Raw genomic sequence first — 13,576 nt, 5'->3', positions numbered from 1 at the left:
GTGGCGCAGCAAAAGATCGGGGTCGCCCGGATCGAAGGGATAGACGGTATAGCCCAACGATGCGCTGATTTCGACCGTCTCGGCACCCAGGACGAACGGTTCGGCCAAACGCTCGACCAGCCGCTGCGCAATCGAATCCGCTTCATCGACGTGGCGCAGATCGGGGAGCACCAGCGCAAATTCATCGCCGCCGAAACGCGCCAGTGTGTCGGTGTCTCTCAAAACCTCTTGCGCACGCCGAGCCACCTGCCGCAAGAGTTCATCACCGGCGGCGTGGCCCAAGCGGTCGTTCACCGGCTTGAATCGGTCCAGATCGAACAGGCACACCGCAATGAGCTGCGGCTGCCGTTCGCTGCGCGCAATCGCCTGCGCCAAGCGGTCGGCGAACAGAAGCCGGTTGGGCAGCCCGGTCAGCGCGTCGTGCAAGGCCTGCCAATTCAGGCGCTGCTGGATTTGTTCCTGCTGGGTACGATCGCGGAAGACCAGGACGCAGCCGTGCAAGACGCCAGCCTCGTCTCGAATGGGCGCGGCAGTGGCCTCGACGGGCCAGAGGGTGCCGTCGCGCGACTCGAGGCTGGCCGTCCCCGTCCGCCCGCCGATCGCGGCTCTCAAATGCAGCGCGGCGGCGACCGGGTCCGGCATGACGAGGCCCGAGGCTGGATCGACGAGACGAAAGACCTCTCGGGCCGCGCGGCCGGTCGCCTTGGAACGGCTCCATCCGGTCAAACGCTCGGCGACGGCGTTCATCTGCGTGATCTGGCCCTCGGCGTCGCAAACGATCACCGCGTCGGCAATGGCGAGCAGGGTCGCTTGGTGCAACTGCGCGTACCCTTGCCAGTGCGCGCGTGCCTCGCGCAGCGCCGCGAGGTTCGCGGCGATTTCGTCGGCCATGCGGTTGAAGTTTTCCGCGAGCGTGCGGGTCTCAGGGCTGCCCAGAACCGGCGCCCGCACCGTAGAGTCGACCCGGAAGCGCCGCATCGCGCTGAGGATGGCGCGCAGCGCCTGCAGCGAAGAAAACAGCACCGCCGACAGCAGAACGGCGGCCGCCATCATCGCCGCGCCGATGGCCAGCATCTGGTGCCGAAACCCCAACCAGATCGTGTTGCGCAGCCCAACAGGGTCGATCGTCAGCAGCAGTTGTCCGTAATCCACGTCACCCCAAAGAACCGGCCGCACATGAGGCTGTGCCTCGAGCCCGATCAGGGTCTCGAACCATCGCGGGTAAACCGCCGGTTCAGAAACCCCCGCCACCTTCAACCGGCTGCGGCCATACACCCACTCCGCTTCCGCCAGCGCCGGATCCGTATCGACCAGCCGATGCATCAGCTCGCTGGCCGCTCCGTAGTCGCCCGTCACGGCGGCCTCGGCCAGCAAGGGCGCAAGCAGCTCGCCAGCCAAATCCAAGGTGCGGGCTTGTTGCGCCTGCGCCTGCGCAGTGGCGTCGCCAAAAAACAAGGCCAAACGCAAGCCTCCCGCCAAGCCGATGGCCAGCAGCACGGCGAGCAACAAGCGCGCGAGCAGCGACAGCCGTGACCACAGCCGCTTCATCGTGCTACCCCAGGCGCAGACGCCCAGAGCGCGCGGTATACGTCGTAATCCGACTCGTGCGCGCGCACGAAGGCCAGGGGGTGATCGGCCGCGAGCAAAGCCCCGGCGTCGTCGAGGATGCGTCGGCCCTCGCGGTCGGCGTCCATCGCCAAAAACGCGGCTTGCACGCGCGCGACGATTTCGTTTGGAACGCGCGGATGGACCATCACGGGCAGGTCGGGAAAGGGCGCAGACGTCCACAGAGCCCTATAGCGGAACCCTTCCCGCAGCGCATACGCCCGCATGACTGTGTCGTTCACCCCCGCCGCGTCGGCGGCACCACTCACCAGTTGGTGCATCGCCGCCTCCTGGTGACTCGCAAACCGTTCGACCACGCGCACACCGGCGCGGTGCAGGGCTTGCCGAGGAGCGTGATAAGCCACGACCGCTTCCCGCGAGGGGAACACCACCGTCTTACCTTGCAAATCGACCAGAGATCCCAGCGGCGACGTCGACGGCACCACGATCTGCCCGTGTATCGCTGGCCGGTTGAAACGGACCAGCACCCGCCAGCCCAATTGGCGGCGTTCGGGCGTGAACAGATGGTTGGTATAGGCAAAGTCGAACGCGCCGGCGACGGTCCGCTCCGTCGTCTCGACCGCGGTCTTGCCCATCGCCAGGGTGAGATGCACGCCGCTGCGCCTCGAGACCCATTGCAGAATGGGGTTCCAAAGCTCCGCAGTGGCCGCAACCGTGCGCTGGTTGAGCACCGCAAAACTCCAGACACGGGCCGCGGCGGGATCGGCCGCCCCCGAAGCTGCTGCATGGCCCGGCCGCGCCCACGTCGCAAGCCCTGCGAGGCCACAGCCGATCATCCAGCGACGTCGGTTCATACCGCCCCACCCGCTCCCGTCCACCCCGACGCGCCCCCAGTACCTCGGCCTCAAACCGGTTCCGGCACGCTGGGCAAGCCCGAAAGCGCCATGGCGAGTTCCCGCTCGTCGTAGGCTTCGTCTTTGAGTTCACCGGCAAAGTACTTCTGGTAAGCCGCCATGTCGAAGTGGCCGTGCCCGCAGAGGTTGAACAGGATGACTTCGCTTTTGCCTTCGCGCTTGCAGCGTAGGGCCTCCTCGATGGCCCCTTTCACTGCGTGGTTGGCCTCGGGCGCAGGCACGATGCCCTCGGCGCGCGCAAACAGCACACCGGCCTCGAAGCACTGCCCCTGGGTGTAGGCGGTCGCCTCCAGCAGGCCGAGTTCCTTCAGATGCGACACCAGCGGCGCCATGCCGTGGTAGCGCAGGCCACCGGCATGGAAGCCCGGCGGCGTGAAGGTGCTGCCGAGCGTGTGCATCTTGGTCAGCGGCGTCATGTGGCCGGTATCGCCAAAGTCATAGGCATATTTGCCGCGCGTGAGCGACGGGCAGGCGGCCGGCTCGACCGCGACGATGCGCGGCTTGGCGCCGCCCCGCAAGCCGTGGCCGATGAAGGGGAAGGCGATGCCCGCAAAGTTGCTGCCGCCGCCGGTCGCACCCACGATCACATCGGGCCAGACATCGGCCATCTGCAGTTGCTCCATGGCTTCGAGGCCGATGACGGTCTGATGCAGCAGCACATGGTTGAGCACCGAGCCCAGGGCGTATTTGGTGTCCTCGCGCTGAACCGCGAGCTCGACCGCCTCCGAAATCGCAATGCCGAGGCTGCCCGGATGGTCGGGCCGTTGCGCGAGCACGCTGCGCCCATATTCGGTCTCGGTCGACGGCGAGGGCAGGCAGCGAGCGCCGTAGGTTTCCATCACCGCGCGCCGATAAGGCTTCTGGTCGTAGGACACCCGAACCTGGAACACCAAAACCTCCAACCCGAAGACGTTGCCAGCAAAGGCCAGCGACGTACCCCACTGACCGGCGCCGGTTTCGGTGGTCAGACGCTTCACGCCGGCCTGGGCGTTGTAATACGCCTGCGGCACGGCCGTATTGGGCTTGTGGCTGCCCGCCGGGCTGACCCCTTCGTATTTGTAGAAGATCTTGGCCGGCGTGCCCAGCGCTTTTTCGAGCCGATGCGCCCGGAACAACGGGCTGGGCCGCCAAAGCCGGTAAATGTCGCGGACGGCTTCGGGAATTTCGATCTCACGCTCCGTGCTGACCTCCTGCGCAATCAGCTCCATGGGAAAGAGCGGCGCCAGGTCGTCGGGCCCGATCGGCTTCAAGGTTCCCGGATGCAGCACGGGCGGCAGGGGCTTGGGCAGGTCGGCTTGAATGTTGTACCAGAACCGGGGCATCTGGCCTTCACCCAACAAGTATTTGGTCTGCATACTCATCGATTCGTCTCCGGTTGCACGCGCCACCATAGGCACGACATGAGTATGCCCGAGCCCGGCGCAAAAAAGCCGCCCGAAGGCGGCTCAAGTCGTGCTTACGGAGACGATCGGGTCAGGTGGAGGCGCACAGCCGCGCGCGGGCTTCGGCGTATTCGCGCTTGAAACGCTCGACCAGCGTGGCCGCGGGCACGACCTCGTTGATCGCTCCGATGCCCTGACCGCTGCCCCAGATGTCCTTCCAGGCTTTGGCTTCGCCGCCACCGCCGAAGTTCATCTTGCTCGGGTCGGCTTCGGGCAGGTGCTCGGGATCCATACCGGCATTGCGGATACTGCCCTTGAGGTAGTTGCCGTGGACACCGGTGAAGTAATTGGTGTAGACGATGTCGTCCGAATTGCTCTCGCAGATCATCTGCTTGTAGCCCTCGGATGCCCGGGCCTCGTGCGTGGCGATGAAGGCCGAACCCACATAAGCAAAGTCCGCGCCCATGGCCTGCGCGGCCAGAATCGCTCCGCCGCTGGCAATCGACCCCGAGAGCGCCAGCGGCCCGTCGAACCACTGCCGAATCTCCTGCACCATCGCAAACGGGCTCTTGACGCTGGCATGGCCGCCCGCACCTGCGGCGACCGCGATCAGTCCGTCGGCGCCCTTCTCGATGGCCTTGTGCGCGAACACGTTGCTGATGATGTCGTGCAGGACCACGCCGCCCCAGCCGTGCACAGCTTGGTTCACGTCCTCACGGGCCCCCAGGCTGGTGATGATGATCGGTACCTTGTACTTGGCGCAGACCGCCATGTCGTGCTCGAGCCGGTCATTGCTCTTGTGCACGATCTGGTTGATCGCAAACGGCGCGGCGGGCCGGTCGGGGTGGGCGCGGTTGTGGGCCTCGATCCCCTCGGTGATTTCGGCAAGCCATTCGTCGAGCTGCGAGGCTGGGCGCGCGTTGAGCGCCGGCATCGAGCCCACGATGCCCGAGGTGCATTGCGCAATGACGAGCTTGGGGTTGCTGATGATGAACAGCGGCGAGCCGATCACCGGAAACGGAACGCGCTGCAAGACGGCGGGAAGTCGGGACATGGTGGCAGTCTCCAAAGAATGATGAATGAAGCAGGCGCCCCGCCCGCGTAAAACGGCGTCGAAGCGCTCTTGTTTTTGAAGTTCAGAAGGCGTCGACCGGCAGCGCCGTCACGTTTGCGGCGCCTTCGAGGATGGCCACACGCTGGGCCAGCGTGCGTGTGAGGATGTGGTCGGCGTAGAAACGGGCCGTCACGATCTTGGCCGCCATGAACGCGGCATCATGACCCGCTGCCGCTTCCTGCTGCGCCAACAGCAGGGAGCGCGCCAGTTGCCAGCCCGCCATCAGGTTTCCAGCGAGCATGAGATAGGGGACGCTACCCGCATAGGCGGCGTTCGGGTTCCCCTTGGCCTGGGCGACCATGAAGTCAACGACTTCGAGGAAGGCTTCCCGCGCGTCCTTGAGCCGCCGCGCCACGGCGACCGCATCGGCGCTGCCGTTGTGGATGAGTTGCGCCTCGGTCGCCTCGATCTGCGCGGCGATGGCGCGCGCCGTCTGGCCGCCATCGCGCACGGTCTTGCGACCCACGAGGTCGTTGGCCTGAATGGCGGTGGTGCCTTCGTAGATGGTGAGGATCTTGGCGTCGCGGTAGTACTGCGCCGCGCCGGTTTCCTCGATGAAACCCATGCCGCCATGCACCTGCACGCCGAGGCTCGTCACCTCCAGGCTCATCTCGGTGCTGTAGCCCTTGACCAGCGGCACCATGAATTCATAGAAGGCTTGGTTCTGCCGACGGGCGTCGGCATCGGGGTGGTGGTGCGCAGCGTCATAAGCGGCGGCGGCGACCGTTGCCATTGCCCGGCAGCCCTCGGTCACGGCGCGCATGGTCATGAGCATGCGGCGCACATCGGGGTGATGCACGATGGGCGCACTGGCCGGGATGCTGCCGTCCACCGGGCGGCTCTGGATGCGCTCATGGGCGTAGCGCGCGGCCTTTTGATAGGCCCGCTCGGAAATCGCAATGCCCTGCACGCCTACGGCGTAGCGCGCCGCGTTCATCATGATGAACATGTATTCGAGGCCGCGGTTTTCCTCACCCACCAGGTAGCCAATGGCGCCGCCATGGTCGCCGTACTGCAACACCGCCGTCGGGCTGGCCTTGATGCCCATCTTGTGCTCGATGGACACGCAATGCACGTCGTTGCGCGCGCCCAGGCTGCCGTCGGCGTTGACCAGGAACTTCGGCACCACGAAGAGGCTGATGCCCTTGACCCCTTCCGGCGCACCCTGCACGCGGGCCAGCACCAGGTGCACGATGTTCTCGGCCATGTCGTGCTCGCCGTAGGTGATGAAGATCTTGGTGCCAAAGATCTTGTAGGTGCCGTCGGGCTGCGGTTCGGCGCGTGTGCGCACCAGCGCCAGATCGCTGCCGGCCTGGGGCTCGGTCAGGTTCATCGTGCCGGTCCATTGCCCGCTGACCAGCTTCTCCAGGTAGGTGGCCTTGAGCGCATCCGACCCAGCGGTCAGCAGCGCTTCGATGGCGCCGTCGGTCAGCAGTGGGCACAGCGCAAAGCTCATGTTGGCCGAGTTGAGCATTTCGCTGCAGGCCGAACCGATGGTCTTGGGCAGCCCTTGCCCGCCAAAATCCACCGGGTGCTGCAGGCCCTGCCAACCGCCTTCAGCGTATTGACGGTAAGCCTCCTTGAATCCCGGCGTGGTCGTGACCTCGCCGTCATGGAAAAACGAGGGATTGCGGTCGCCCTCCTGATTCAGCGGGGCCACCACGTCCTGGTTGAATCGGGCGCATTCCTCGAGCACAGCCTGTGCGGTGTCGAGACCCGCTTCCTCGAAGCCGGGCAGTTGCGCAATCTGATCGATGCGCGCGAGGTGCGCGATGTCGAACAGCATGTCCTTGAGAGGGGCGGTATAGCTCATGGTGACTCCAGGTAATTCCGATGAAGGGCTGTTGATGGCCAAAAAAAGGGCATCACATCGATGCCCTGATGTCCTTCGCTGCTCAGAGAGACTGGATGAGTTCGGGAACGGCCGTGAATAGATCCGCCTCGAGCCCATAGTCGGCGACCGAGAAAATCGGTGCCTCGGGGTCTTTGTTGATCGCGACGATGACCTTCGAATCCTTCATCCCGGCGAGGTGCTGAATGGCCCCGGAGATCCCCACCGCCACGTACAGCTCGGGCGCCACGATCTTGCCGGTCTGCCCCACCTGCCAGTCGTTGGGCGCGTAGCCCGCGTCGACCGCGGCGCGGCTGGCACCGATGGCCGCGCCGAGTTTGTCGGCCAGCGGCAGCAGCACCTCATTGAACTTCTCGGCGCTACCCAGTGCACGCCCGCCAGAAACGATGATCTTGGCCGCCGTCAAATCGGGGCGGTCATTTTGGGCGATCTCGCTGCCGAGGAAACGGCTCTTGCCCGAATCGGGAACGGCTGCAACCGACTCGACCGCGGCGCTGCCACCCGTCGCCGGTGCGGCATCGAAGCCCGTGGTGCGCACGGTGATGACCTTGACCGCATCGAGGCTTTGCACCGTGGCGATCGCGTTGCCCGCATAAATGGGCCGATCGAAAGTGTCCGGTGCATGCACACGGATGATGTCGCTGACCTGCGCCACGTCGAGCTTGGCCGCCACGCGCGGCGCGACGTTCTTGCCGCCCGCCGTCGAGGGGAACAGGATGTGGGTGTAACTGCCCGCGCCCACCACCGCCAGCACCTGAGCCGCGAGGTTTTCCGCCAGCGCATGTTCGAGCGACGGGCCGTCGGCGTGGAGCACCTTGCTCACACCGGGAATCTGGGCCGCTGCTTGGGCCGCGCCCGCAGCGTTGTAGCCAGCCACGAGCACATGGATGTCGCCGCCGCACTGGGCCGCGGCAGTGATGGTGTTGAAGGTCGCGCCGCGCAGGCCGGCGTGGTCGTGTTCGGCGATGACGAGTGTGGTCATGTTCGGTTTTCCTCTCGTTCGTGAAATGCAAAGGCGGCGGTCAGATGACCTTGGCTTCGTTCTTGAGCTTATCGACGAGGGTGGCGACGTCCGGCACCTTCACCCCGGCGCTGCGCTTGGGCGGCTCGGAGACCTTGAGGGTCTTGAGGCGCGGCGTGACATCGACCCCAAGCGCCTCGGGCGTCACCGTATCGAGCGGCTTCTTCTTGGCCTTCATGATGTTGGGCAGCGTGACGTAGCGCGGCTCGTTGAGACGCAAATCGGTCGTGATGACGGCCGGCAGCGTGGCCTCGAGCGTCTCGAGCCCGCCATCGACCTCGCGGGTCACGCGCACGACGCCGGCGGCCGCATCGACCTCGACCTTGCTGGCAAACGTGGCCTGCGGCATGTCGGCCAGCGCAGCCAACATCTGCCCGGTCTGGTTCGCATCGTCGTCGATGGCTTGTTTGCCCAGGATCACCAGCGAGGGCTGTTCCTGGTCGACCAGCGCCTTGAGCAGCTTGGCCACCGCCAGCGGCTGTAGCTCGGCGTCGGTTTGCACCAGGATCGCGCGGTCCGCACCGATCGCCATCGCGGTGCGCAGCGTTTCCTGACATTGCGCGACTCCGCAGGAGACCACGACCACCTCGGTAGCGATACCTTTTTCTTTCAGGCGCACGGCCTCTTCGACGGCGATCTCGTCAAACGGGTTCATGCTCATTTTGACGTTGGCGATATCGACGCCGGACTGGTCCGACTTGACGCGGACCTTGACGTTGTAATCCACGACACGCTTGACGGGAACAAGAATTTTCATGAGAGACCGCTCCGAGGATGATGCAAAGGGGTAACGCCGATGAGTTGACGTTAACGTCAATTCTACGGTTCGCCAGCGTTAGAAATAGAACGACCGTTCTATTTTTTGATTATACGGTGGTGGAGCCAGACTTAGGGCAGGGTCGGATCAGAGGCTGAGGGGGAATTGGGCGTGCCCGAAGGGGCGCCCTAAAACGCGCCCGAGTAGGCGCAAAGCACAGCCGTAGCTCGGGCTACGGCGCGCATTTGCAACGCCCTCGGGCGTGTTTTAGGGCGTCAAAGCGGGCATGACCAATTCTCCCTCAGCCTCTCAGCCCGCGGGATGGCGCACGCGCGGCGCACGAGAGACCGGTTCAGCCGGGCCCCGGCGTCGCGGGCCGCACATGGACGACGCGCTGCGGGTAGGGGATCTCGACGCCGTGGCGGCGCAGGGATTCCAGGATCGCCATATTGATGTCCGAGCGCAAGGAAATCTGCCCGTTTTCGGGGTCGGCCAGCCAGTAGCCCAGCGTGAACTCCAGACCATCTGCGCCAAAAGCCGTCAAGGCCGCCGACGGCGGCGGATCGCGCAACACCCGGGGCTGCGCCAGCGCCGCCTCGGTGAGCAGCTTCTGGACCAGCGCGACATCGCTGTCATAGGCGCCGGCAACCGTGGTCGTCGCCCAGACCTTGGGGTCTGCGAGCGTGAGGTTTTCCACCCGGCTGGTGATCAGCATCTCGTTGGGCACGATCGACTCGCGCCCGTTCAGCGAGCGGATCACCGTGTAGCGCGCCCGCACATCGGTGACGCGGCCTTCGAAGGTATCGACGCGAATCATGTCGCCGATACGCAGGCTGCGCTCGGCCAAAATGACGAAGCCGCTGACATAGTTGGCCGCGAGCTTCTGCAAGCCAAAGCCCACCCCGACACCGATGGCGCCGCCGAGCACGGACAGCGCCGTGAGGTCGATGCCGGCCGAGGACAGCGCCAGCAACAGACCGATGAGCATCAGCGCCGCGCGCAGCGCGTTGCTCGCGGCCTTGCGCAAAGACAGGTCCGAGCCGCTCGCGCCGCGCAGCAGACGTGCCTCGATCACCGAGGACAGCCACAAGCTCAAAATCAGAACAGCGCCCGCGGTCAAAGAACCTTCGAGCAAGGTCCGCAAGGACACCTTGGTCGCGCCGAGCCGCCACTGCACCTGGTCCAATTCCTCCAGCACCACGTTGAGCAAGCCGCTGGCCCACAGCACGACGCCGCCCCACGCCAACCAGGAAATACTGCGCTCGAGCAAGCGAACCCAGGGCGTCTGCCCGACCGCGACTTGCAGCACCTTGACCCCGAGCCGGATCAACACCAAAGCCAGCAAGGCCGCAAGCGCCAGATGCAAGATGGCCGGCCGCAGCCAAAGCTCCAACAACCCGCGCGCGCCGGCCGCAAAAACCAACCACAGCAGCGGAAACAAAACACCATCGACCCCATGCCGTCCGAGCAACACCGAACTGCCCGCCGAACGGAACCGCCGTGCCGAAGCGGCAACCAGCGCCCAGGCCAGCAGGCCGCTCAAGATGAGGGTACCGACCTCGATCAGTGAAGTCGGCCGGGACAGCGCCGCAAGCCAGGTATCGAAGTCCTCGAACCGCGCGGGGGCAAGCTTCATTGTGACCACTGGGGCTTACGCTTCTCGATGAAGGCTTGCACGCCTTCTTGCGCCACGGGATGGACCAGGTTGCACGCCATCGTCTGCCCGGCGAGCTGGTAAGCCGCTTCGATGCCCATCTCGCGCTGGCGGTAGAACGCCTCTTTGCCCATGGCAATCGCTTCCCGCGGCTTGGCCAGGATGGCCTGCAGCAGCGACTCGACCTCGGCATCGAGCGCTTCGGCCTCGACGACCCGGTTGACCAGCCCGCGGGCACGTGCCTCTTGCGCATCGATGAACATGCCGGTGAGCAGCATCTCCATCGCCACCTTGGCCGGCACGTTGCGCACCAGCGGCACGCTCGGCGTGGCACAGAACAGGCCGACGTCGATGCCGTTGACGCCAAAACGGGCGCCGGTGGCAGCCACCGCGAGGTCACACTGCGCGACGAGCTGACAGCCCGCCGCCGTCGCCAGCCCCTGTACCCGGGCGATCACCGGCACGGGCAGCTTCTGTATCGAGAGCATGACCCTCGAGCAGCGCGCAAACAGATCCTGGTAATACGCCGCGTCGGGGCGCGCCTTCATTTCCTTGAGGTCGTGCCCGGCACAAAACGCGCGACCCCGCGCCGCAAGGACGACGGCCCGGGCAGCCTCGTCGGCAGCCACGGCGTCCAGCGCCTGCTGCAAGGCGGCGAGCATCGCCTCGGAGAGCACGTTGAAACTGGCCGGTGTATCGAGCACCAGCGTGTGAACGCCCCGGTCATCGCGCTCGTGCTGCAGCGGAGCAGTCGGGGTGGGGCCGGCGGTGGTAGAGGCAGAGGCAGTGGAACTCATCAAAAACTCCAGACGGACGGGCAAACGGAAAACCAGTCGGCCGCCCATTTTCACCGAGAAGCGCTTGGGCAACACGTAGGCAACCACCGTCTGTGCGCGATCGCTCATCTTCGGATACTCTTACGGGTATGAACACGAAGCGCCGCCCCTCCGCCTCGCCCACACCCGCCGTGAACCACGCTGACCTGCCCCGGCGCCGCATGCTCCTCGGCGCAGCCGTGGCAACGGCGACTGCGACGCCGGTTTTGAGCGCTCGGGCCGCCGCGACGCCCAAACCCGTCGCAGCGGACGAGGGAGGCGCGCCGCACAAGATCGTCTACCAGCTCAACAAAGCCGAAGAAGAGTACCGGGAAGCGATCTTCAACTCCGTCTCGGCGATGCTGCAGAAATATACCGACGACGTGGCAATCGCGGTCGTCGTTTGGGGCCCAGGCATCCACCTGCTCGCGAAGAACCCCAAGCGCCCGGTGTCCAAGCTCCACCAGCAGCGCGCGCGCAGTCTGGCCGAGTCCTATGGCGTGCGGTTTTTTGCCTGCGGCAACACCATGCACACCCTCGGCTGGACGGCTGCGGACATGGTGGAATACGCAACCATCGAAGACGTGGGCGCGGCCACCATCATGGAGTTGCAGGAAAAGGGCTACGCCTATCTCGCCTGGTGAAGCACCTGCGATTGCCGCAGCGGCCCAGCGCCGCTGGCTCTTGGAAGGCTACGGCAACGCTGAAAAAGTTCCCGCGATGGTGCGCGCCCGGCCGCGGGATGGGATGCGAGGCGCAAACCGCAGCCATAGCCGCAGCTATGGCGAGGATTTGCAACGAAGCAGACCGCCCGCAGCCGGGATGCGCGGCGCGCGAGGGACTTGTTCAGCGTTGCCCTAAGGCGCCATCAAGGCACCGAGATGCGCTTCGACGCTGCGCGCCAGAGCCCCGAGCTTGTAGCCACCCTCGAGACAACTCACGATGCGCCCGCGGGCATGGCGCCGCGCGAGTTCGCGGATGCGCCAGGTGATCCAGGCGTAATCCGCCTCGACCAGTCCGAGCTGCCCCAGGTCGTCCTCGCGATGCGCGTCGAAGCCCGCGCTGATGAAAATCATCTGCGGGCGATGCGCTTCGAGCCGCGGCAGCCACATCAGCTCGATCAATTCGCGGATTTCCATGCCCCGGGTATGCGCGGGCACCGGCAAATTGACGAGGTTGGCGGCGTTGGAACGCGAGCCGCCCTCGGGGTAGAACGGGTGCTGATAAAAGCTCGCCATCAGAATCCGGTCGTCGCCGGCCACGATGTCCTCGGTTCCGTTTCCGTGGTGGACATCGAAATCGATGATGGCGACCCGGGAGAGCCCGCCGCGTTCGAGCGCATGACGCGCCGCGACCGCGATGTGGTTCACGAAACAAAAGCCCATGGCCTGCGCCCGGCCGGCGTGATGCCCGGGCGGGCGAACGGCGCAAAACGCGTTTTGAAGCTCACCGGCCAGCACGGCGTCGGTGGCCGTGATCGCCGCGCCCGAACCGCGCAGGGCTGCGTCCCAGGTGTGCAGGTTGAAGGCCGTGTCAGGGTCGACATGGATGTGCTCAGGCCCCCCGGCCTCGATCTGCTCTTTGAGCTCGTCGACGAATCCGCGCAAGGCGGCGAGGTAGTAGCGGTCGTGCGCGAGCTCCAGATCGGCCAGCGAGGCGGGCGGTGCTTCGCGGTGCTCGAGCGCATCCCACACGCCGGTGGCGCGCAAGCGCGCTTCGATGGCGCTCAGCCGCGCCGGGCATTCGGGGTGGGCCGGGCCCATTTCATGCAGGCCACACGCAGGATGGGAGAAATAACCGGTTTTGGACGCCACGCGCACACCCCATAGGCTTTGCCGCTAAGCTCACGCCATGGAAATTCAAGACAAACTCAGATCGTTGCTGGATCAGCTTAACACGGTCATCGTCGGCAAGGCCGACCGCGTGCGCGACTGTGTCGCCTGCTTGCTGGCGGGCGGACATTTGCTGATCGAGGACGTCCCCGGCGTGGGCAAAACCACCCTCGCCCATGCGCTCGCGCAAAGCCTGGAGCTGCGCTTTGCGCGGGTGCAGTTCACGGCCGACCTCATGCCCAGCGATCTCACCGGGGTGTCGGTCTACGACCGCGCCCGCGAGAGCTTTGTCTTTCACCCCGGACCGATCTTTGCCCAGGTGGTGTTGGCCGACGAAATCAACCGCGCCAGCCCGCGAACGCAAAGCGCCTTGCTGGAAGCCATGGAAGAGCGGCAAGTGACGGTGGAAGGCGAAACCCGCCCTCTGCCCGACCCCTTCTTCGTGATCGCGACGCAAAACCCGCTCGAGCAACTCGGCACCTACGCCCTGCCTGAGTCTCAGCTCGACCGCTTCATGATGCGGATCTCGCTCGGCTATCCCGACCGCGCCGCCGAACGCGCCTTGCTGGTCTCGGGCGACCGCCGATCGCGCCTCGCGCAGGTGCAGCCGGTGCTGACGCCGCTCGAGCTGTTGCGGCTGCAGGAACAGGTGAACGCCGTGTTCGCTTC

12 protein-coding genes are annotated in these 13,576 nt (G+C 65.6%); 2 read left to right on the top strand and 10 right to left on the bottom strand.

Annotated elements, in window-relative coordinates; genetic code table 11:
- From JHC36_RS01695 to JHC36_RS01655, 9 genes are all read right to left on the bottom strand, one after another.
- A partial coding sequence (locus JHC36_RS01695) for a diguanylate cyclase domain-containing protein (protein ID WP_287915056.1) occupies positions 1-1,548 on the bottom strand: 1,548 nt, incomplete at its 3' end.
- Positions 1,545-2,420: a phosphate/phosphite/phosphonate ABC transporter substrate-binding protein gene (locus tag JHC36_RS01690; RefSeq protein WP_287915054.1), complete on the bottom strand. Its 876-nt coding sequence runs from the start codon at positions 2,418-2,420 to the stop codon at positions 1,545-1,547. The genes JHC36_RS01695 and JHC36_RS01690, both read right to left, overlap by 4 nt.
- A gap of 50 nt (positions 2,421-2,470) precedes the next feature.
- Positions 2,471-3,841 (bottom strand): TrpB-like pyridoxal phosphate-dependent enzyme, encoded by a 1,371-nt coding sequence (locus tag JHC36_RS01685; protein ID WP_287915051.1) that lies wholly within the window; start codon positions 3,839-3,841, stop codon positions 2,471-2,473.
- A gap of 112 nt (positions 3,842-3,953) precedes the next feature.
- Positions 3,954-4,916 (bottom strand): NAD(P)H-dependent flavin oxidoreductase, encoded by a 963-nt coding sequence (locus JHC36_RS01680; protein ID WP_124219674.1) that lies wholly within the window; start codon positions 4,914-4,916, stop codon positions 3,954-3,956.
- Between the two features lie 82 nt (positions 4,917-4,998).
- Entirely contained in the window at positions 4,999-6,789 is a 1,791-nt protein-coding gene (locus JHC36_RS01675) for an acyl-CoA dehydrogenase (protein ID WP_287915046.1), read from the bottom strand.
- Positions 6,790-6,871: 82 nt separating this feature from the next.
- Complete coding sequence (locus tag JHC36_RS01670) at positions 6,872-7,810, bottom strand: electron transfer flavoprotein subunit alpha/FixB family protein (protein WP_287915041.1); 939 nt, start codon at positions 7,808-7,810, stop codon at positions 6,872-6,874.
- A gap of 40 nt (positions 7,811-7,850) precedes the next feature.
- Positions 7,851-8,606 carry an electron transfer flavoprotein subunit beta/FixA family protein gene (locus JHC36_RS01665; RefSeq protein ID WP_124219682.1) on the bottom strand — a complete coding sequence of 252 codons (756 nt, stop codon included), beginning with the start codon at positions 8,604-8,606 and terminating at the stop codon, positions 7,851-7,853.
- Positions 8,607-8,958: 352 nt separating this feature from the next.
- On the bottom strand, positions 8,959-10,242 hold the full coding sequence (locus JHC36_RS01660) for a mechanosensitive ion channel family protein (protein ID WP_287915036.1): 1,284 nt from the start codon (positions 10,240-10,242) through the stop codon (positions 8,959-8,961).
- Positions 10,239-11,057, bottom strand: a complete 819-nt coding sequence (locus JHC36_RS01655; protein ID WP_287915060.1) for an enoyl-CoA hydratase — start codon at positions 11,055-11,057, stop codon at positions 10,239-10,241. Before JHC36_RS01655 ends, JHC36_RS01660 begins: the two co-directional genes overlap by 4 nt.
- Positions 11,058-11,185: 128 nt before the next feature.
- Here JHC36_RS01655 and JHC36_RS01650 point away from each other — a divergent pair, with 128 nt between their 5' ends.
- Entirely contained in the window at positions 11,186-11,719 is a 534-nt protein-coding gene (locus JHC36_RS01650; protein WP_287915032.1) for a DsrE family protein, read from the top strand.
- 213 nt (positions 11,720-11,932) lie between these two features.
- Here the strand turns inward: JHC36_RS01650 and JHC36_RS01645 are convergent, their stop codons facing one another.
- Complete coding sequence (locus JHC36_RS01645; protein ID WP_124221066.1) at positions 11,933-12,838, bottom strand: histone deacetylase family protein; 906 nt, start codon at positions 12,836-12,838, stop codon at positions 11,933-11,935.
- An 88-nt stretch (positions 12,839-12,926) separates the two neighbouring features.
- Between JHC36_RS01645 and JHC36_RS01640 the strand changes: the two genes are divergently transcribed.
- Positions 12,927-13,576 (top strand): AAA family ATPase (locus JHC36_RS01640; RefSeq protein WP_287915029.1); only part of this gene is annotated, 650 nt, incomplete at its 3' end.

The organism is Tibeticola sp., assembly GCF_022759015.1.
GTDB classification, from domain to species: Bacteria; Pseudomonadota; Gammaproteobacteria; order Burkholderiales; family Burkholderiaceae_C; genus Tibeticola; species Tibeticola sediminis.
The sequence above is the reverse complement of the archived record's forward strand: the minus strand, read 5'-3'. Positions and strand labels throughout refer to the sequence as shown.

Coding starts and splice junctions, on each gene's coding strand:
- JHC36_RS01690 (WP_287915054.1), bottom strand. CDS start 2,420: ATGAACCGACGTCGCTGGATGATCGGCTGTGGCCTCGCAGGGCTTGCG.
- JHC36_RS01685 (WP_287915051.1), bottom strand. CDS start 3,841: ATGAGTATGCAGACCAAATACTTGTTGGGTGAAGGCCAGATGCCCCGG.
- JHC36_RS01680 (WP_124219674.1), bottom strand. CDS start 4,916: ATGTCCCGACTTCCCGCCGTCTTGCAGCGCGTTCCGTTTCCGGTGATC.
- JHC36_RS01675 (WP_287915046.1), bottom strand. CDS start 6,789: ATGAGCTATACCGCCCCTCTCAAGGACATGCTGTTCGACATCGCGCAC.
- JHC36_RS01670 (WP_287915041.1), bottom strand. CDS start 7,810: ATGACCACACTCGTCATCGCCGAACACGACCACGCCGGCCTGCGCGGC.
- JHC36_RS01665 (WP_124219682.1), bottom strand. CDS start 8,606: ATGAAAATTCTTGTTCCCGTCAAGCGTGTCGTGGATTACAACGTCAAG.
- JHC36_RS01660 (WP_287915036.1), bottom strand. CDS start 10,242: ATGAAGCTTGCCCCCGCGCGGTTCGAGGACTTCGATACCTGGCTTGCG.
- JHC36_RS01655 (WP_287915060.1), bottom strand. CDS start 11,057: ATGAGTTCCACTGCCTCTGCCTCTACCACCGCCGGCCCCACCCCGACT.
- JHC36_RS01650 (WP_287915032.1), top strand. CDS start 11,186: ATGAACACGAAGCGCCGCCCCTCCGCCTCGCCCACACCCGCCGTGAAC.
- JHC36_RS01645 (WP_124221066.1), bottom strand. CDS start 12,838: ATGGGCCCGGCCCACCCCGAATGCCCGGCGCGGCTGAGCGCCATCGAA.